This window comes from Leucobacter faecis (genome assembly GCF_054456635.2).
Genome location: NZ_JBTJEP020000005.1, coordinates 182,722 through 202,824, shown reverse-complemented (window position 1 = coordinate 202,824; position 20,103 = coordinate 182,722). Strand labels below are relative to the sequence as shown.

Sequence of the window (20,103 nt, the reverse complement as noted above, 5' to 3'; positions counted from 1 at the left end):
AGGGCCATGCCCACGGTGAGGGGCACGAAGATGAAGTGGTACAGCGTGGTGAGGCCAAATTGCCAGCGCGCAAGGGCCAGCGGGTCGAGTTGCTCGATCATATCTGTTTCCTGACCTGGGAAAAGACCACGACTACGGTCTTCGCTCCCATAGCGTGATCCTGAAACTTTAGGGGTCCCAGGGGCCAGAGTTGTCTCTGGATTGCCACCAAGATACCCAACATTTTTGCCGTGCGCGAATGCGTCTTGACGTCGAAAAAGATGATGCTTCACGTCGAGATATTTTGAGGATTCCGGGGCATATTGAGAGGCCTCGGAATCCTGGTAGAACGACGCAAAATTCACGCGGCCAGGGCCCCTGCGAAAGAGTGTCCGACCTGCATTTGCCTACGTCTACAGCCTGGAAATCGGTGCGCATTGCATCCCAATTGCATCCCAGATTCCTTCGACTTGGCAACACCAATGAAGAAGGCTTTAGACAGCATAAAGCGCCCCTCCTGCGATTCCAAATCTGAACAGAAGGGGCGCCATACGCCGCTGGGCACGCTACCTGAGCGTCGGCCTGAACACGCTCAGCAAGTGTTTCTCGCACTCGGCTGGGTCGAAGCGCACCAGGCGGCCGATCTTGTATGACGGCAGCTCGCGCGTGCGCGCCTTCTCGGCTATCTCTCGTTCAGAGATCGACCAGGCCTCGGCGAGCTCGCGGGCCGACACAAGCTTCCGCAGGGCGGGCGATGATGGTGATGACTTGTTCATGTCTCTGCGTGAGACCGGCGACGCGACCAAGCAGAAAGACCCACCCGTGATTCCGAGTGGGTCTTTCTGCTTAGTCGCGTGCGATGCTTAGAGGGTTAGCTAATCCCAGCCGATTTCATCCCAGGTGCCGCAGTAATAGTTGCCGTGGCCGTCGTACTGGCCGGTCCAGCTGGTGCCGGGCGGGCATTCAGTAATGGGGCCGCCGTTGGTGTTCCCGTTGCCGCCTTGCTCCGCGCCAGCTTGACCGTCGGCGACCGGGATGACCTGTGCTGACGTGACATAGCGAGACTGCGCCCCTGCGATCGTGCCCGTCACTTGAACCTGCACGCTTTGAAGCTCGTCACTCTCGGTGAGCTGGTATCTCGCTCCGTTGGCTCCTGTAATGGGCTGCCCGTTGCGAAGCCACTGATATGCGAACTGCACGCCGCTCGTGCCCCAGCCGTCTGCATAGGCGGTCAGCATAGGCGGTCAGCATAGAACCGACACTCAGGCGACCCGAAATCGAGGCGCGTCCGGTATCCACGAATCCGGGCCTGCCGGCGTCGCGGTGAATGAACGCGGCCATCGCCTCACGGGTGACAGTGCTGCGGGGCTTGAACGTGCCGTCGGCGTAGCCGGTGGTGATGCCAGACTTCTGCATCCAAGCGATCTCGCGGTTGAACTTGTGCGCGCGCGGCACGTCCGTGAACGCGGTGCTGAGGCCTGCGGCCGGCTTGCCGTTGGTGCGGTACATGAACGCCGCCATCGCTTCACGCGTGAGCGCCGCCTTAGGTTGGTAGACGACCCCGCGGGCGGTTTTCGTGCCGGTGGAGAGTCCTTTCGCTTTCATCCAGCTGATTTCGCGGTAGAACTTGTCGCCCGGTTTCATGTCCACGAACGGTGACTTCTTCGGGGCGGTGTAGTTGTCTCCGCTGAGACGGTAGAGGAACGCCGCCATTGCTTCGCGCGTGAGGTTCGCGCCGGGCTGGTAGTAGTCGCGGCCACCGATGTTCGTGCCGGTCGTGAGCCCTGTGTTGTACATCCAGGTGATGGGGATGTAGAACTTGTGGCCCTGCGGAACGTCGGGGAATCGTTTGGTCTCTTGCCCCATGGCGCTCTCAGCGACCAGGGCGGGTTCTTCTGCGAATGCAGGCGCTGAAGCAAGCGTGAAAGGCAGGGCGACTGCTATAGTCACCGCGAGCGTCTTCGCTGCTTGTTGAATGAGTTGGCGGACCATGATCAGTGAGTTTCCTTTGCGCTTGTTGATTCCCCGGCTTCATCGTATCGGCGAACAGTAGACGTGGGTGGCTCCCACTCCCTTCCATATGGGACGCAGCCAAAACCCCCGCTGGCGAAAGGGTGCCAGCGGGGGTTTTAGATTTACACCAAGAGCGCAAGGGAGCGCGCGACAGTGGTCTGCGTCACGCGCTCCCGTTTAATTATTCTGCATCCTCCTCAGTGGCGACGGACTCGTCAGCGTCACTCTTCTTGCGGCCTCGCAGCCAAAGAGCAACAGTGGCGCCGGCTGCGAGCAGTAGCGCACCTGCGCCAGCGGCAATCGGGAGAGCCAGGTCCGAAGCGGTGGCCGCCGCGGCGACAGGCTTCTTCGGGTGCTTGATCTCGAAGTTCTCGCTCGGCTCTCCACAGTCGCCGGTGGCGATGATCGTTTCAGAGCCGTCTTCGATCCGGATCAGTGTCTCGACGTAGCCGCCCAGGCCAACGTCTTCTGCCTTGGTGACAACCTTCTTGGACGTGTACTCGCCGGTCTTGGTGACCTTCACGCCCTTCTGGTCTGAGAAGCGCTTGAGCTCGGTCTCAGGGGTGCAGACCATGTCTTCGCCCTCAGTGCGCTCGTACGCCTTGAACGTCACCTTGTACTCAACATCGTCACGTTCAGAGAGCGGACCCTCAACCGTGGCGACGTCGAACATCTTCTCGCCGACTTCCACCGTACCGGCCGACTTCGTGCTGACCGTCGGCTCCTCGATCACCGTGGTCTCGTTCGGGAGACCACACTTGCCGGTATGAGCGGTGACACTCTCGCCGTCCTCAGGGTTGAAGATCAGGTTCTCCACCCAGTACACGGTGCCTTCCGACTTGCTCTTGACAGAAGGTGACTGGTACGTACCTACGCCATCAACTGCCACGGGGTCGGTCTTAGCGACAGGCTGAACGTCACACACCGCATTCGGGTCGGAGACTTCCTCGGCCGTCCAGAGCACGACTTCGCCGTTCTCGTCGAGCACCTTCTCCCAGTTCTCGTCGTACTTCGGCTTGCCAGCCTCGGGCTTGAGGTAGGCCGTGAAGTCCACGACGGCGGGAATGTTCTTAGGCATGGAGCCTGTGATGAGAGCGGTGTCGTTGATGTCACCGTACACGGCGCCCTTTTCCTGGGCCTGAGTTGTTACCTCGGGTCGTTCAATCTTGGCGGTCTCCGAAGGGACGCCAAAATCATCGCAGGACTCGACGATCTTGTCCTTCGCCTCGCCCACCTGGTCCTCAGGCAGCGCGCACCACTGAACCGTGACGTAGCTTTCCTGGGTTGAGAGCGGGATGGTGAAGGCGTCGGATTCAAAAGCCGTGCTCGGCTTGTTGACGTTCGTGGTGACAGAGCCGAGAACCTTGGCGTCCGAAGGTGCGTTCTCCTGCTGAGTAGGCTTGTCGTCCGTCAGGTAGGCGGTACCGCGCAGAGTGTAGGGAATGCGCTTGCCGTCCGCGCCCTGCAGCCAGCCGCCTCGTACGAGATCCACGGTCACGTTGTCAGTGAAGGAGTCACCGATCGTCACCTTGCTAGTGGAAAGCTGCGTGTCGATCTTGAGCTGCTGCGCAGTGACCTGCCCTTCATCGGCCGTGCCGAAGCCGTCCGTGAAGTGGTAGTTCACGGGGATCGACATGGCACGCTTGCCGTTCGCTGCGGTCGGCGGGTTTTTGACGTTCTCGGACTGCTTGTCGGCGTCAATCGTCCAGACCCAGGTGTAGTAACCCGTCTCTTCTGAAACGAAATCGGTCTCAACCTCGTAAGTACCGGGACCGGTTTTTTCGCTGGTGGTTACCTCGGCCGTGCCGGCAATCGGCGATCCTGCCGGGGGAGTTGCCGACGGGTTCAGTGCGGGATCCTGTAGGAACGGGCCGTACAGCGTGCCGTGAGCGGTGATGGGTGCGAACTTCTTCGTGCCGTCAGACTTAAACGAGGTACGCCATTGATCAGTGAGCACGGGGTAGTCCCCGGTGCCGATCTTGCTCGACGGCGACAAGGTCACGGTGTCGCTGAACTTTTCGCCCACCTTGATGACCTTGGTTTTCACCTCGGTCACGAGCTCCGGCGCCCAGAGGGTGTCGGGGTCAACGTACTCGCCATCGAAGTCGCCTTCAATGCGCTCGATCTTCTCAGCGGGAGCGCTGCCTGTGACGAAGCTCTGGCTGGGACCGTTGCTCGAGATGAGCAGCTGCCCTGGGAGAGTGGTGACCTTGTCATACGCCCAGCTGCCGCCGAAGCTGACTCGGTAGTAGCGGTTGTATTCCTCCCCGGCGGGAGGGCGCCCCTCCCAGGAGATCGTGTGTGCCTCGCCGTCCGTGACAGTGGCGGTGCGGCCGTCCTTGGACAGGGTGACACCGCTCTGCGCGATGAACACACCGTTCTCAACAGTGACCTTTTGGGTTCCTGCCTGAACCTCGATGGTGCCGTGATAGGGCGAAGACGAGTTCACAACGAGGTCGCCCGGCTGAGTGCCGCCGATGACCCCGGTGCTGCCGCCTCCGGCCGTAACCCAGTTCTGCGCCTCTTGGATCATTGCCGCGGCCATATCGACAGAAGCGCCGAACCCGTGTCCGATCATGGCAGACTTCACCTGAGCGATGGCGGCGTTGTACGCTCCGTCGCCGCCCATCTGTCCGCGGTAATCCCAGATTGCAAGCTGAACCGCGGCAGCTTGCACGTTGTCAACGGTGCTTCCGTACTTGCCCATGACGTACTGGAGCACCTTCACGCCATCGCCGGTCACTGCGCCGACTGACATGGGCCCGGTTTGCACGCCAAGGTGAGCGTTCGTGTAGCCGCCCGTGCTGTAAGCAGGGAGCGAGCTGGCAGGGACGAGCGGAGCATCGCCGCTTCCGACCGCCAGGCCGAACTCCATGCAGTACACAGTGGTGCCGTTCTCGTGGATGAGAGAGCCGATACCTGCTCCTGCGCCGTCGTAGTCACCTGCGCCGGCAGACGCGGCCTGAGCTTCGATGCTGTGAGAGGTGAAGCTCACGGCCGTGTACGTTCCGCCCAGTAGGCTGGCTGTCAGCAGGATTGCTCCTAGCCGACGAGCGTTACCTCGGGTTCGCTTTTCTGCCGTCATCATCGAGGACGACTCCTTTCTATAGCGAGGCGTTAGCACCTCGATATAGACGCATGCGAACCTTCAGCCGCCCCTGAGCGAGCGTATCCTGAGAGGATGCTGGGAGCTCACCAGCCGATTTCATCCCAGGTGCCGCAGTAGTAATTTCCGTTGCCGTCGTACTGGCCGGTCCAGCTGGTACCAGGAGGGCAGCTCGTAACAGGTCCGCCGCCCGAACCGCCGTTGCCTCCGGAGCCTGCACCTCCTGAGCCCGTGCCACCCGCGCCGGTGCCTGCTCCGCCAGAACCAGCGCTGCCACCTGAGCCAGTGCCGCCTGAGCCGCCGGAACCCGTGCCAGCTCCACTAGAGCCCGTGCCGTAGTCGATGTAGTCGCTAAATTCGCTGTAGCCACTCGAATCGCCGTAGCCACTGCCGTCGCTTGCGCCTGTGAGTTGCTCGGCCCGCTCCGCCGCAGCCTCGGCCGCAACGGTCTCCTCCACGACCTTTGCATCGTGACTGGTCTTCGCTCGAGCAACAGCGTTCGCGTACGTTTGCACTGCTTCGTAAAGCTCAGAAGTCGTGGCCTCCTCGGTCTCGTGCAGCTGAGCAGCCTTCTTGGCGGCCTTCGTCACGGCATCTTTGTCGGATTGGGGTGCTTTCGCGAACATTTCAATTGATGTCTTTGCCTGCGCAGGGGCACTCTTCGCCGCCGCTGAAAGCGCTGAACGGAGCGAGCCTACCTGCGCATCCACCGCCTCGATTAAGGCCTGCGATGCTTGAGCCTCTTTGGCGGCGTCGGCGGCGGACTTTTCAGCCTTTGCAAGCTCAGTCCGCACTGAATCGACGACTTTTCCATTCACCTCATGGTCCGCAACCTTCTTCGCAGGCACAGGCTTCGAGCTAATGTCGAGCAGTTCGATCGCCTGGTCCACCGACAGGTCGATGATGTGCGCGGGGACGGTGGGATCAGGGGCGGGCTTATCGGCCCTTTTCGCTGCTGCTGCGGCGTCAGCGTCTGACTGTACCTGCTTGTCAAAGGCGGATTGCAGCGCTGACTCCTTGGGTGCACTGGCCTGCTCGATCTTGGCGTCAGTAACAGCCTTCTTGATTGCCTTCGCGTCCGCGCTGGTGAACGTTGGCTCTCCCTGATCCGCAAGGGCATTGAGCTTCTCTGCGAGGGAGTACGCCGCCGGCTGCGTGATCTTGTGAAGCTCCACGACTGCCTGAGAGGTTGATTCATCAGAGGCAGACTGGATCGACACTGCATGCAACGACTCTACTGTGCTGTGGTAGTTGGACACCTGGTGCGCGTGCACGATCGCAGGAATCCCGACTCCGCCCCCGATAGCCAGGGCAGCTACACCGGCGAGGATGGCATACATCTTCTTGCGGGCAGGCGCGCGTTGAGCCGTGCCGGGAGGGAGGGAGGGTGGTGAGGTTTCTGCGTTCGACATAGCGGGTTCTTTCTGTACTGTCGATCCGGGATGATCCGGTCGTTGGCTCTATATATCCAGGGGTGCTGGCTCGATAGAGTTATAAGACGGATGTGATGCTTTGATATTCGACCTTAGCCCCGGAAATGATGCGCACCCGGCTGACGCTTGTGCGAGCAGCGGCCTATGACGCGGCGCCTTCGGCGGGTTTCGTGAACCGCTGCTGGTTGATCATGTCTTGCACAGCGAGGACACGCGGAACATCGCTGAATCGCACCCCTCCAGAGCCGCCATTGCTGGTGTTCCAGGTGCCCTGGGTTTGCGGCCCAAACCCAGCGGCCGCATCGTGGAAGATCAGCGTGCCGCAGCGGAAGATGCGATCGAGGATGCCGCGCTCCACCGACACGGACACGACCCGGTCGAGCGGGATTTCGCGAGACTGGCGGTAGAGAAGACCCCAGCGGGCGATGACACGGCGACTCGTGACGGAGAACGTGGCTGCGCGCCACTGCAGTACTGGTACGACCGCGTACCAGATGCCTAGTAGAAGTAGAAGCACATGAGCTCCGAGCTGCCCCCAGTCATCCCACCAGGGCAATCCCGTATTAGTCGGAAGCCAGCGCAGGGCCGCGAAGTGCAGCGCAAGCAGGAAGAGCTCGATGATCACGGGGACGAACAGCACTTTCCAGTGCGTGCGCCCCTGCCAGATCGAAGTTTCACCAGTGCTGACAGTAGCGGCGGGTTGTGTGTTGAGGTGATCGGTCATGATGGCTCCTTCGCAGCGTCGAGCAGACGCATGAGAGTGGTGTGAACTTCGGACGAAGTGGGGCCGAGGGGAGCGCCGCGGAAGGCAGCCGCCTCGGTGGCGGTGCCTTCCCATGACGGCGCTGTTTCGGGCGCGCTCGCAGGTACGGTGGTGTCGCGGTCAGCTCGGTCGGCGAAGAAGTGCGCAAGCCACGCCTGTTGCACGCGTCCAGCTAGAGACGGCCATCCGCGCTGTGATGAGGCCGCTTTTACGAGCTTCCGGTGTGCAAGGAGCAGACGCTCTCCTGGGCGCGGAATCGGAGACAGCGCGGCTTCTGTGACGAGAAGAGCAATGCGCTTGTCACGATCAAGCAGCGCGAGCGCGTCGTTAGGGGTGAACTGCAGCCAGAGACGATCGAGGTCAGTGTCGGAGGGTCGACCTGTAGCAGCAGCGCGTAGAGAGGTCTCCAAGATTTCAGGGTGGGCACCAATGCGGGACCAAAGCTCTCGGCAGATCACAGGGCTGCTCGGGGGAGTGAGATCAGGGATACCGAAGGCGTCATGCAGGCCCCGGGCGCCCTCTAGCCGGCGCCCCAGCCCGGTGTGATGCTTGAGGCGCATATTGAGCGCGCTCACCTGGTCGTTGCCCCAGCCCCCGTCAGGGGTGGCTGAAAACGTGATGGCGTGAGCGCGCTCGCTGATCTCTTGATGGTAGTCCGACAGGTGCTGCTGCTCCTGCTGGGCGATACCCCGCGCGGCGGTGGCGAGATAGGACCAGGCCCAGCCCACGGGTGACCCGTTATGGCGCGGGTCGAAATGCGACGGGCGCTCCGGCGTTCCGAGCACCGCTGTGTGGAGGCGGTCCGTGAGCTGCTCGATCAGCCGCTCACGCAACAGGTCGTTCGCACCCTCCCACAGTACGGACTGCGCCACCTGCTCGGGAATCTGCTCCTCACACAGTGCGAAGAACACCTGCAGACGAAGGGAGTGATCACCATTTGAGCGCGCTGAAGACGCGCTCCCCCCGGAGATAGTGTCGTCGTGCGCGGCGCTCATCACCGGGGCTATGAGACGCGTAACCAACATGTCGCATAGGACGTGACGGGAGACGGAAATGAATAGCCACCCCTCGCGGCGACGACGGGACCGGAAGGTGCCACGAGGGGTGGGAGCGAAGCACAACAAAGGGAGCGCAGTGGTGTGGCGGCCATGACCCTCTCCTTGCGATAGCGTGCTTCGCTAAGGACGCATGCGAACCCGCCGCGTTCGCATGCGTCAGAGGCAACGGCATTGTTACTTGAGAGGGACTTCTAATGACTTACCAGACACATGATGTGGAATATGCGCTATCGGGTGAAGTGGAGCTGCCCCGGTTCGTATTCGTCACCGACGGCGAAGACCGGCAGGCGATCTGCTCCGACACCCTCACTGGATTGTGCGAGGCATTTATCGAGGGGTACGACACGCTCCCTGAGATGACCGAAGACTTTGACCCACACCTGGCAGCCCGACTTGACGTCCTCAGCGGCTTTGCCGACACCCTGCAGGCGGGCATTCTCGCCGCGATTGAAGGGGAGCAGCCAGACTTCCTCGCGGCCCTCTCCGAGGATCAGGTGACCGCGCTCATGCACCCTAAAGACGCAGAGATTCTCAAGTTCGAGGCGTGGGAGTCCGAAATCCCGCTCGTGCTGATGGCGCACCAGTACATGCCGTACTCGGACGTGCCTGCTCCCGAAGGGGATGCGATCGTGTGGCTGAACGCGCATGACGAGCGCCGCTTCCTCGCATCGCTGGAGCTCATGGGACTGGGGCAGCTCTTGATGCGCGCCGAAGAGGCCGAGGAGGTTGTCGACGAGCTCGCCCCGTTCTAAACCCCGCACCACACAAGACAGCGCCCCGCTTTCGATTCGAAGGCGGGGCGCTGTCTTGTGCAGGTTTGATAGTTCAGTCAAAAGTGACGGTTTGACCGAGCTTGCCGCTCCCTAGCCGTCCGGGAACTGCTGCGCGACCTTCGTGGCGTGGTGTTTCGCGGCGTTCGCGCGGGCGCCGCCGGTGAGCGGCTCACCGTCCGGGCCGAGCTCCCACGCCTCGTATTGGCGCGGTCCGTGCCCGTACCCCTCGGCGACGTCATCCTCCCCGTCAATGCGCGGCACGAGGCGGCTGATCTGCGCCTGCGACGGGGCGGGGTTGATAGAGGTGCGGAACCCGCGCCGCTTCGCTTCCGCGAGGTACGCTTCCAGCGGCGCGAAGTAGCCCTTGAACACCGCCGGCTCCTGCCCGTCGAGATGGGCAAGGCCCACGCCGCGGCCGCGCACCGGATCCTGGGCGATGTTCGCCGGGACATCGGGCACTTTCTCAGGAGTGCGGAACGCGTGCCCCTTCTCCGCCTGGCTGGGGCTCACTCCGAGCATTACCCGGTGCGGGAGGTTGCCTTTCAGTTTGGTCGAGAACCCGTACCGCTCGTTCGGCTGCTGCGTCAAAAAGATGACCCGGATGCCGGCAGCGCGATACACCGCCGGGATCTTCGACAGCGCCGTCACCAGGAGCTTCGACTCGAGCAAGTCCTGCTGCATCTTCACGAACTCCGGCAGCTCTTTCATTTCTTTCGACAGGCCGCTCGGCATCGGGTCGGCGGTCAGGAGCGCTGCGAGCTCGTCCGCGACCAGCAGTAGCGGGGGATTGTCCCGCTTGACCTGCGCCGGGAGCTCCTGCCACTTGGATGCGCCGTGCGTGCTGAGCAGCGCGCCGCGGCGTTCGCCCTCCTCGCCGACGAGCTTCGCCACCGCGACCGCCTGTGCCACTGAGTCGCAGCCCCACAGGTGATCCTTCACGAACGGCTTGGCCCAAATGAAGTCGGTGGCTTTGTCAACTGACGTCATTACCCCGATGTCGTACCCGCGCGCTTTCGCGCTGAAGATGAGGCTCTGTACGGTCACAGAGTTGTGGGTCGGGATAAAGCCGCCCGTAAGGTACAGGTGCTCAGGATGCGCGACCTTGAGGCAGCGCATGTCATCCTGCCCGTCGATGCGAATGTCCGTGACATACAAGAGCTCCTGCGTCGCGCGCACTTCCGCCGGGAGCCGCTCCACATGCCGCGTGAGAAGCGCGACCGGCAGGCTCGTGGTGAATGTAATCCGGTACCGGGTGCCCGTGACCGTGCGCACGTCATCTTTCGTGTACGCCGCAACGCTGCTGTTCATCGCCGCTTTGATCCCGAGACTGCGCACCAGCTCCAGTGTGTCTTCGGCGAGGTCCTGTTTGCAGAACGTGATTTCGCACTTGCCGACTTTGCTGACGTGGCCGTCAGAGTCCATGATGCCTTGCAGCAGTGCGAGTCGCTGCGCCTTCGACGCACGAAGATAGGCGGCCGGAATGCGTTTGTCGAGCTTTCTGCGCCCTGGGCCTGCAGCGACGGTGTTTAGTCCGGTGAGCTTGAGAGCGTCCCAGAGCCCGGCATGGGCATAAGTGGAAGCGCGACCTTCAGGCTTGGTCTCGATTCTGCGCACGGGAAAGCCAGCAGCTTCGATCCGATCAATGATTTCACGATCCATTCCAGTTACGACACCCGCCCTTGCGCTGCCATCTCCGAGCCAGACTCCGAACGTGTACGGGTCAAGAGGTAGATCAGCTTCGGGTCCGTCGATGGGCTGCGCGGTGCGAATGGCCCAGTTCACGCGCTGCGCTTTGCCGTAGCGCAGGCTGGACATCATTTCGGCGGTGGTGACGAGCTGCTCTTCGTGCATGGCTGGGCGATTGCGCTGGTCAGTGAGCGACTGCCGCTCCACGCGCTCGGCGAGGAGCGTGATCACCTCGTCCACAGGGTACGCAACAGGCGGGACGCCACCAGTGCCGGCCAGGCGCTTGCTCACCCCGACCGCGAGGTGCTTGAACTGATCTTTGAGCTGATACAGCGATGTTTCGTGCCGCCCGATGAGACGTGCAATGTCCGAGAGCCCTGCCACGTCCCCGGGTCCGATTTCCTTGGCTTTCGCGCGCAACGCGGCGGCCTCGGCCAGGTACTTTTCCTTGTGCGCAGCGCGTCTCAGCTTCATTTTCGGGGTGTGGATCGACCGAGACACGACACTGGACGCTTTCCACAGGTGGCTGCCGCTCGCGCGGACCTGCTGCCCGTCGGAAAACGTGACCACGTAGGTGTCGGTTCGGCGAATATCTGAGAGCCCGATTAGCTCGGTTTCGGTACCATCAGCGGCGTAGACAAGATCGCCGATTTTCAAGTTGCGGACTGTCGCCCAGCCGTGTGGTGTGTTGTGCTGAATAGGTACAGGGATACGTTCGTCGAGCCTCAAATCTTTACCCGCTCCAGCCAGCCCCACGACTAGACTTCCCACCGAGTCACTGAAATCAATCTCCACCGGCCGGTTGGGCTCACCGCTGCCGCCGAGTGACATGCCGAGTGGGATGCGCCACAGGTCTTTGTCTCCCACCTGCTCCGCGTGCGGTAGAGCCGCGAAATCGAACGGGTAGACCGGCTCGAACGTGGGCTGCTCGGCGGGGATGATTTCGCCGCGCAGGGCTCGGGCATCTGTTTTCACGTACCAGCCGGGCCGGCCGACGACGCTCTCTGCGACTTCGAGCAGCTTGTCGTCATGCTTTGACGGGGCGTACTTAGACGGCAGCTCGAACGTGAACCCGCCGCCGCGGCGGTCGTGCACCTGCACCTCCCAGCGAGGGACACCGATGACGTTGGCGATCGCGTCGCGGCAGCGCAGCTCCTGCTCGCTCATCTTGGTGAGTCGGGCGCGTTTCACGTGAGGGCGGAACTCAGTCAGGTAGTAGCCGTCATGCTCCTCTTCGAGGCGCTGCGCGGTGAGCTCACCCTCATTCGGTTTGATAGACGTGCCGAGGCTGACCTCGAAGCTTTTCCCGCCCTGGCTCCCGCGCATCTCGGTGAGCGCCGTGCCGCGGGTGAGGGTCACCTGCCCGGTCTCGGGGTCCCAGGACTGCACCTCCCAGCCGGTGCCGCGCTGTTCAGACACTTTCTGCACGAGTGCCTGCATGTGCGCTTCATTGTTCGGGTCGAATTTGCCGCCCGCTTTAACCTTGATCCGTTCGAGTGCCACACCCGCCGCCTTCCGTGAACAAACTGCTTCACAGATGACGCATGCGAACGCGGCGCTTTATACAGTCGGTTTTCGACCGGCTCGTGCTACGACGATCGCCGTCCCGCCCGCGGCGAGAGTGACGACACCTGCGCCCACCGCCCACCAGGGGGTCGGCATGGTCGGGGTAGGCATCTCGGCTCCCGGGGGAGTGTCCGCGCCTGGTACACGCTCTCCCGTCACGATGAATCGGTGGCTGTTAATACCGAGCGGCGTGCATGTAAGGAGGCTCACGAGATCCTTGCCCACTACGACGGGGCGGTAATCCGCGGCGAGCGGGTCGAGCACGTCGGTGCTGGTGACACGGTAGGTGAGGGTTTCGCCGAGCACGTCGATCATGAACTCATCACCCTCTTTCATCTCCGGCAGGCGAGTGAACCCGACTGATGTAGCAAGGCCGCGGTGGCCGCCGAGTACGGAGTGCGTGCTTTCGCCGCCGACCGGGAGAGACGAGGTCTGAGCGTGGCCCAGCCCTTTCAGGAGCGTTTCGTCAGTGAGGCCGTGGCGCAGCGGCTGGTCGATCTCGATAGAGGGCACTCGTACGCGGGCGATAATGTCTGTGCCGGGAAGCGCGAGCGCCTTTGCATACCCGTCGCGTGGTACGCCGGTGCCGGCCGCCACGGCAGCGTTATAAGCGCGGGCTTCTTCCAAAATCTCATTTACACCGCGCTCAGGCAGGTCGCGGGTCGTCTCCATCTGGGCAACCAGCGCGCGGTTCTGCACCGTCTGCTCAATCCACTGCGCCGCTGACGGGTACAGCATCGCGAGCACCCCGAGCCAAGCAATCGCGATGAGGACGAAGCCGCCCCACCGGCCCGGGCGCTTTTCAGCCGGGGCGGCGGGGCGGAGGTGGGTTGATCGCCTAGTCACGCGCGGCACGACGACCTCGCGCCATGGCTACGGCGGCACCCGCCGCGGCGATGAGGGTAGCGGCTCCACCGATCGTGTACAGAAGGATCTGAGCGCTGCCCGTCACGGCCATCGCGATGGCGGGACGTTTCGGGTTCGAGATTTCGATGATCGACAGCTCCTCAGGCTCTCCGCTGCCGGGGAAGACGGTGAAGTCAAACACCTGGTTTGCGCGGATGTAGCCTGCCGGTGAGCGAGTCTCGACCAGCCAGTACTTCGTCCCGTCAAGCGTGGCCTTGAGGCCGGGGAGGTACACCGACCCGGTCTGGCCGTCAGCCGTTTCAGTGACGAACGTGTCACGGCGCTCGTCACCCACACCAATCATCACGGCTCCCGTGGGCTTCTCGCCGCGCTCGACCGCGTCGTTCGCCGCCTGAGCAGCCTCTTCGCTGTCGAACACCTGGAACTCGGCATCATCGAGGCGGACGCTGTAGTCACCCTCAGCGATCTTCGTGATGCGTGCTGGCCCGAACAGGGTCTCGGCGTCCACGTCGATCTTCGAGTCGTTCAGGCGTACGACGGCGTTGTTCACGAGGTGCCCGTCGGCCGCGCCGAGCTCGGTCACCATCGTCTTGAACTGGAACGTGACCGTGCCGCCGGTCTTGCCGATGTTCGCCTGCACAGCCTGGCGACCCTTTTCGGTGAGCGACATGGTGACGACGCCGCCCTGGTGTGTCACGGTGTACTCGTCTGCTTCCAGCTTGCGCACGGTCTGCGCGCCCTCCGCCTGGCCGCTCGTCTCGGTCACCACGGGGGCCGAGTACTTCTCGCCATACACGAGCCCAGTAGGCAGTGTGTCGATGATGGTGAGGTCGGTGATCATTACCCCGTGGCTCGGGTTCGCGGGGATGGTCGAGCTAATGTCCCAGGTCACCAGGTCGCCGAGCGCGGTGGCGTCCGAGTCGTCTACCGTTTTCGCGGCCGTGACGATGGTGTTCTTCGGGTACGTGTGCACGTCGTAAATCCACTCTCCCGGTTTGCCCTCGCGCGGCGTCGGAACAGTCACCAGGAACGGTTCGGCGGGCTGTGCGATCTTGTGCTCGCCCGGGTCGGTTTCCGTCACCCAGTAGAGCCCGAACGGCAGCTCAGCCCCGGCCCATGTGGCGGCGCCGTTTCCAGCAGTCACCTTCTCGGTGCCTGTGGCGAGCGTGGTGCCTGCCGCGGCGGGGTCGAACGCCTGGGTACCGTCCAGGAGCGGCTGAATTGCCTGCCACCCGTCAGTGTCTCTCAGGTCTACCTTTTCGCCTGCATAGTCAGTGACCTGCTGCACCTTGAACGTCACCCCGGCGAGGGGTTCCGCCCCGACTGGGGGAGCGTCCCACACGTCGCCGGTACCGCGAGGGCTATCGGCGACGGTGGGAGAGGTGTGCTTGTGCACGGTGAGCGTGCGATCCTGCTCACCGTCGATGTTGGCGGGCGCGGCCATGCTGGCGGTCGCCCCGAACAGGGACAGCAGCATGGCCGCTGCTGCCCCAAGCGCGACGGCAGCGCCGCGTTTCGTGTGTCGTTTCATGGTCATGTTCCTTAGTTCGCAGCGTGGCGCTTGTTACGGCGGTAGAGGATGATCCCCGCCGCGGCGGAGAGGAGCACGACAGCGGCGCCGCCGAGCATGAACGCGGGCGATCCAACGCCACCGAGGACGGGGAGGTCGCTCGTCGGCCACTTCGGGGTGAAGTGATCGGTCGCGCACGGGTCGGTGTCGCTCTTTCCACACGAGTCAGGCAGCAGCGGCTTGTCGTCGTAGGTGAGCTTGCCAAACGCGGCGTTATCCACCGTGACACCCCAGGCGTCGTCGTTCAGTTTGTACGTGTACGTGAGAGTGGCTTCCTGACCGGCGGGAATCTTCGGCGCCGTCCAGGCGAGCTTGTCGCCGGAGATGGCGTTCGGGCGATCCACGGCCTGACCGTTCGTGACCTTCTCCTGCGGTACGCCGTCAAGCTTCGCGAACGGGGTCACCTTCGCGAGCGTGTCGGTGAGCTCGATCCCAGTCAGCGGCACGTCGCCGGTGTTGCGCACCGTCAGCGTGTACGTGATCGGGTGGCCCGCGGGGACCTCTGACCCCGACTTCGGATCAGAGTCTTTCGCCATGCTCCAGCCTGGCTTAGGCCCATTGAGAGGAGTCTCCACTTCATCGCACTGATCAGTGTCGGCATCCACGTTCGCGTTCACCTGGCAGTCGCCCGTTTCGGGGCGAGGCAGGTCAGTGCCGCTGACGACGGCGCGGTTTGTATGTGTGGCGGTCTTGTTCGCGTCCGCGGTCGGGATGACTGCGCTGAACGTGACCGTGGCCGTGGTGCCGTTCTTCAGCGTGCCGATGTTCCAGACGCCTGTCTCGGCGTTGAACGTGCCGTGTGACGGTGCCGTCACTTGCTTCGGTGTCTTAAAGCCCGTCGGGTAGACGTCCTTCATGACGACCTTCTCAGCCGGCGCATTACCGGTGCTCTTCACGGACACCTGCCAGGTGACGGTCGCGGTCTTCCGATCCTCAGCGTAGGCGGGGTTGCCGACCTGCGCCTTGTCGATCTTGAGGCCGGGCACGGAGCCGTCCAGCGGCGTCTCCACCTCGTCGCACTGGTCCGTGTCGCTATCGAGGTCTGCGTTCACCTGGCAGGCGCCGGTCGTGGTGCGCGGCAGGTCAGTGGCGCTGACGACGGCACGGTTGACATGCTTCGACGTAGGCGAAGTCGCCGTGGTCGTGGGCAGCACCGCGCTGAACGTCACCGACACGGTTTCACCCACCGCGAGCGTGCCGATCGTCCACTTGCCGGTCGCAGCATCAAACGTGCCCTTCGAGGGCTGCGCCACGATCTTCGCGCCGGTCGCGCCCGTCGGGTACACGTCCGTCATGACCGTGTTAGAGGCGGCGGCGTCACCGGCGTTGTGAACGTCAACCTTCCACGTCACCGTCGCCGTTTTGCGATCCGCGGCGTAGGCAGGCTCGCCGACCTGCGCTTTGTCAAGCAAAAGATCGGGTCGCTCTTGGAAACTGTTGGGCGGCAGGTCAATCGACTTCGTGAATGCTTCGCTCACCCAGTCGTTAATGACGCGGGTGTTGCCCCAGCTGCCGGGCGGGCTTACAGCAGGGCTCGTACCGGTGCCGTCCCATTTATGGTTCGCGCCGTTACCGTTCGTGACCTTCTTCGTGAACGTCGCCGCCACACGACCGCTCGGGGTACGCAGCTTGCTGTCGTCCCAGCTCACGGGCTGCACCTTGTTCGTTTGCAGGTCGGTGATGATCACGCCGCCGTTCGAGTGCTCGGCATCTGTGCGGGTGAGGTGAATGTATCCTGCCCCGTCGCCGGTGACGGTGACTTTCAGGTCTTGCGAGAACGGGATCACGGCGCCGTCGGAGTTCTTGCGATCCCATTTCAGGATCTGCTTATTGGTGCCCGGGGTGACCGTCACATTCTTGGTTACAGCCTTGCCGTCAAAACCGTTGGCCTGGCTGCCTTTCGCGCCGATCTTCACGATCAGGTTCATGTTCTGAGTGACCGTGCCGGTGAGCACGCCGGTGGTGCGGTTGAGCTTGAGGTCGGTAACATCTGGCGCGACGTAGGCTGGCTTCACCCAGCCGTAGCCGGGAGATGTTGTGGGCAGTGAACTGTGGGGCTTCTTGGTAAACAGGCGATATGGCTGTAGGTTGGGGCATTGGTTCGCGCCTGTGCCAGCGCCTGCTGGGAGGCGGTACTTAGTGGCCTTGTCGCCGTTCGTCAGCGTCTCTGACGCATCGCGCTGCGGCACCGAGAGCGGCTGGCGCACACACTGTCCGTCAGCGTTCTTGGCGTCCAGGGTCACGCCGAGGTTATTGAGACGGAACGTGGAGTGGATACCGTTGAAACGGGGTGCTTCTACCTTGTACTGCTTGCCCGTGTTGTTCATGGCCCACATTTCAACACCGTCACTGCCGGGCCCCTCACTGGTCTTCCAGTTCTGGCCAATGTTGAGGGTGCTCGTCCATACGCTGCCGGCTTTGCCGGGCACGTAGATGTTCCATTTGAGGCGGGGCATCAGCTCGAGCGTGCCGGGACCTCGAGGGTCACTCGTTTCACCGTCGATGATTTCGATTTTCCATACGCCGACGTTCGCGCCTGTGGCGCCAGCGCCGATCGTGTGGCCGAGCTGCTTCCCGGCTCCGGTCACGACCGTCTTATTGCTTACTACCGTCCCGCTAGGGTTGGTGATCTTCACCCGCAGAGGGGCTTTATCCCAGCCGACCATGAATGGTCCGCCGTTCATGTTGGGGGTCTGGTAGCCGTCATCGGGCGTGACCAGGTCGACGACGAGCCCGTCTCCGGCGCCGACGTAGGCGTACCAGACGCTAGTCTGCAGTGCGGTGCCGGCGATGCTGGAGCCGGAGTAGTCGGTCTTAGCAGTGCTGCCGTTCACAAGACCGTAGCCCACGATGCCTCCGGGGGAGACAGCGGAACCACCCTCATCGGATTCGTCATCGGCGTCGCCTTCTTCGCTGAGCGGTGTGAGCTCTTCTGCTTCGTCGGTTGTAGGTTCGGTACCTTCTTCGGTGCCCGAATTAATGTCGCCTTCGTCGGCGTGTGCCTCCTGTTCCTCAGCAGGAACTTCACCCTCGGCCGGGGAGTCCTGCTCGTCGACCGACGGTTCTTCTTCACCCGTCTCGACTACGGGCAGGGTGTCGTCCTGGGCCAGCACGGGCCAGGGTGCTGGCGCGGCTATGGCGGCGCCAGTGGGCACGAGCCCGATGCACACCGCCGTGGCGAGTGCAGCGAATGCTGAAAGCTTAGGTTTCACTTCTTTCCCCTCTGGGTTCGGAATCGACGCGCAAAGGCGCCTCTACCCATAACGCATGCGAACCTTTGAGGCGCGACACGCCGAGAGAAGAAAAAAGCCACCGCCCTCGACCTGGAGCAGGTTGAGGGCGGTGGAAAAGAGGGGGAAGTGGTTAGAGGTAGAGGCGGTAGTCGTAGGAGGGGTAAATGTTCCCGAACATGGACGACTCTGAGGCGCTCCAACCAACCGAAGCCCAGACATGAGCCGAACCAGCGTCAAGTACCTGCGAGAACAGGGCCTTTCGGTGTCCGGGCGATTCCAGCCAGCCAGCCACTACAAACGCAGCAAAGTCGAGTGCCGCTTCTTGTGACAGCGCATCCCAACCGCCACTGCTTGCAGCGTTTTCGTACTGGGTCATAAAAGCTGTCGCAGGGGAGCCGTCAGGATGCGGCTGCGGGTATTGGTCATACCATCCAGAGGCGCCGTGCACGGTATCAGAGGAGTTATTTAGCGCCCACTGCAAGCCCTTGCTCACCCAGAAGTCGGTCTGGAAGTCGCCCATGGGCTTGAGCCTGCGGTCAAGGATATAGGGCTCAGGCTTGATCGGGACTCCGCCGCTGACGGTTTTGCGCCAGTCGTCGATGTACTGCGGATCGGCGCGGAGCTCGTTGACGAGTCGGATGACCTCTTCGGCGTACACTTCGCGGAACTGTTCGAGGGACAGGTCAGGGGTCGGTACGGCGTCGATCTGGATGCCGCCACCGTTTTGAGGCTGGTAGTGCGAGTTCGCGACGCGGGTTTTCGCGCCGGGGAGGGTGCCGGTGACTTTGACGGAGAGGTTCATGCTCTGGTCGCTCGGGACGGTGTAGTTCGCCTTGGTCGCGCCCGAGATGGGCTGACCCCAGTCAAGCCACTGGTAGGCGAGCTTCACGCCAGTGGGACCCCAGTCATTCGCGATCGCGGTGACCGTGCGGCCGGACTGCTTCACGGAGACAGTGCCGTAAATGTGCACCTCTTCGACCGGAACGGCCTTGATGGTCATGGCCGCGGAGGTGACCGTGCGGAACGTGTTAGCGACGGTGCCGGTGACACGCACCGCCACCTTGCTGCCGCTCTTTCCCTCTGGGATGGTGAGCTTCTGGGTGCTGCTGTCAGTGACCGGCTTCCCGTCGATGAGCCACTCGTAGGACAGCTGCACGCCTGACGTGCCCCATCCTGAAGCCTGGGCGGTGAGGGTCTTGCCTTCGACCGCGTCACCGGAAATCGTGGCGGTGCCGGTTTCCACGTAGCCGGGGGAGCCGGCGTCGCGGTGGATGAACGCTGCCATCGCCTCACGGGTGACAGTGCTGCGGGGTTTGAACGTGCCGTCGGCGTAGCCGGTGGTGATGCCAGACTTCTGCATCCACGCAATCTCGCGGTTGAACTTGTGCGCGCGCGGCACGTCCGTGAACGCGGCACTGATGCCTGCGGCCGGCTTTCCGTTGGTGCGGTACATGAACGCCGCCATCGCTTCACGGGTGAGTGCAGCCTTAGGTTGGTAGACGACCCCACGGGCGGTTTTCGTGCCGGTGGAGAGTCCCTTCGCTTTCATCCAGCTGATTTCGCGGTAGAACTTGTCGCCCGGTTTCATGTCCACGAACGGTGACTTTTTCGGGGCGGTGTAATTGTCTCCGCTGAGCCGGTACAGGAACGCGGCCATCGCCTCACGCGTGAGCGCTGATCCGGGCTGGTAGTAGTCGCGGCCGCCGATCTTTGTGCCGGTTGTGAGGCCCGTGTTGTACATCCAGGTGATGGGGGTGTAGAACTTGTGGCCCTGCGGAACATCGGGGAATCGCTTGGTCGTGCCGGGCAGCTGCTCAGGGGCGGCGTGCGCGGCCGGGGCAGCGGCGATCAGCATGGTCGCGGCCACTGCAGAGGCGGTGAGGAGCGTCGCTGCCTTGCGAGCGAGGTTGAGTTTCATGATCGAGGGTTCCTTGGACTGGGCCGGCGGGCCGGGACGTGGGCGGTCGAGCGGCATGTTGCTGCTCACTACCCTATATACGACGCGCCTGTTGCGCAGCAGGACCGAGCCTGTGCCTTGCCTTGTACGCGCCTTTTC

At 62.9% G+C, this 20,103-nt stretch carries 14 protein-coding genes; 1 reads left to right on the top strand and 13 read right to left on the bottom strand.

Annotation, left to right across the window (positions count from 1 at the left end):
* From ACXR2T_RS06465 to ACXR2T_RS06430, 8 genes are all read right to left on the bottom strand, one after another.
* Nucleotides 1-101 (bottom strand): cytochrome ubiquinol oxidase subunit I (locus ACXR2T_RS06465; RefSeq protein WP_489945500.1); only part of this gene is annotated, 101 nt, incomplete at its 3' end.
* Nucleotides 102-545: 444 nt separating this feature from the next.
* Nucleotides 546-755 (bottom strand): hypothetical protein, encoded by a 210-nt coding sequence (locus ACXR2T_RS06460; protein ID WP_458838679.1) that lies wholly within the window; start codon nucleotides 753-755, stop codon nucleotides 546-548.
* 99 nt (nucleotides 756-854) lie between these two features.
* Entirely contained in the window at nucleotides 855-1,082 is a 228-nt protein-coding gene (locus ACXR2T_RS06455; RefSeq protein WP_458838680.1) for a hypothetical protein, read from the bottom strand.
* Between the two features lie 13 nt (nucleotides 1,083-1,095).
* Nucleotides 1,096-1,971 carry an S-layer homology domain-containing protein gene (locus ACXR2T_RS06450; RefSeq protein WP_458838681.1) on the bottom strand — a complete coding sequence of 292 codons (876 nt, stop codon included), beginning with the start codon at nucleotides 1,969-1,971 and terminating at the stop codon, nucleotides 1,096-1,098.
* A gap of 202 nt (nucleotides 1,972-2,173) precedes the next feature.
* Complete coding sequence (locus tag ACXR2T_RS06445; protein WP_458838682.1) at nucleotides 2,174-4,987, bottom strand: hypothetical protein; 2,814 nt, start codon at nucleotides 4,985-4,987, stop codon at nucleotides 2,174-2,176.
* Between the two features lie 197 nt (nucleotides 4,988-5,184).
* Complete coding sequence (locus tag ACXR2T_RS06440) at nucleotides 5,185-6,510, bottom strand: hypothetical protein (protein WP_458838683.1); 1,326 nt, start codon at nucleotides 6,508-6,510, stop codon at nucleotides 5,185-5,187.
* 163 nt (nucleotides 6,511-6,673) lie between these two features.
* Nucleotides 6,674-7,255, bottom strand: a complete 582-nt coding sequence (locus ACXR2T_RS06435; protein ID WP_458838684.1) for a PH domain-containing protein — start codon at nucleotides 7,253-7,255, stop codon at nucleotides 6,674-6,676.
* Nucleotides 7,252-8,205 carry a hypothetical protein gene (locus ACXR2T_RS06430; RefSeq protein WP_458838685.1) on the bottom strand — a complete coding sequence of 318 codons (954 nt, stop codon included), beginning with the start codon at nucleotides 8,203-8,205 and terminating at the stop codon, nucleotides 7,252-7,254. The genes ACXR2T_RS06435 and ACXR2T_RS06430 overlap by 4 nt, the downstream gene beginning before the upstream one ends.
* Nucleotides 8,206-8,546: 341 nt before the next feature.
* Here ACXR2T_RS06430 and ACXR2T_RS06425 point away from each other — a divergent pair, with 341 nt between their 5' ends.
* Nucleotides 8,547-9,104: a hypothetical protein gene (locus ACXR2T_RS06425; protein WP_458838686.1), complete on the top strand. Its 558-nt coding sequence runs from the start codon at nucleotides 8,547-8,549 to the stop codon at nucleotides 9,102-9,104.
* Nucleotides 9,105-9,215: 111 nt separating this feature from the next.
* Here the strand turns inward: ACXR2T_RS06425 and ACXR2T_RS06420 are convergent, their stop codons facing one another.
* The 5 genes from ACXR2T_RS06420 to ACXR2T_RS06400 form a co-directional block, all read right to left on the bottom strand.
* Complete coding sequence (locus ACXR2T_RS06420; protein ID WP_458838687.1) at nucleotides 9,216-12,314, bottom strand: hypothetical protein; 3,099 nt, start codon at nucleotides 12,312-12,314, stop codon at nucleotides 9,216-9,218.
* A gap of 57 nt (nucleotides 12,315-12,371) precedes the next feature.
* Complete coding sequence (locus ACXR2T_RS06415; RefSeq protein WP_458838688.1) at nucleotides 12,372-13,223, bottom strand: class C sortase; 852 nt, start codon at nucleotides 13,221-13,223, stop codon at nucleotides 12,372-12,374.
* Entirely contained in the window at nucleotides 13,216-14,775 is a 1,560-nt protein-coding gene (locus ACXR2T_RS06410; protein ID WP_458838689.1) for a SpaH/EbpB family LPXTG-anchored major pilin, read from the bottom strand. Before ACXR2T_RS06410 ends, ACXR2T_RS06415 begins: the two co-directional genes overlap by 8 nt.
* Nucleotides 14,776-14,786: 11 nt before the next feature.
* The gene (locus tag ACXR2T_RS06405) at nucleotides 14,787-18,026 is read right to left on the bottom strand and encodes a DUF7927 domain-containing protein (RefSeq protein ID WP_458838690.1); all 3,240 of its coding nucleotides are present in this window, start codon (nucleotides 18,024-18,026) and stop codon (nucleotides 14,787-14,789) included.
* Between the two features lie 151 nt (nucleotides 18,027-18,177).
* Nucleotides 18,178-19,965 (bottom strand): S-layer homology domain-containing protein, encoded by a 1,788-nt coding sequence (locus ACXR2T_RS06400; RefSeq protein ID WP_458838691.1) that lies wholly within the window; start codon nucleotides 19,963-19,965, stop codon nucleotides 18,178-18,180.
* Nucleotides 19,966-20,103: the final 138 nt, after the last annotated feature.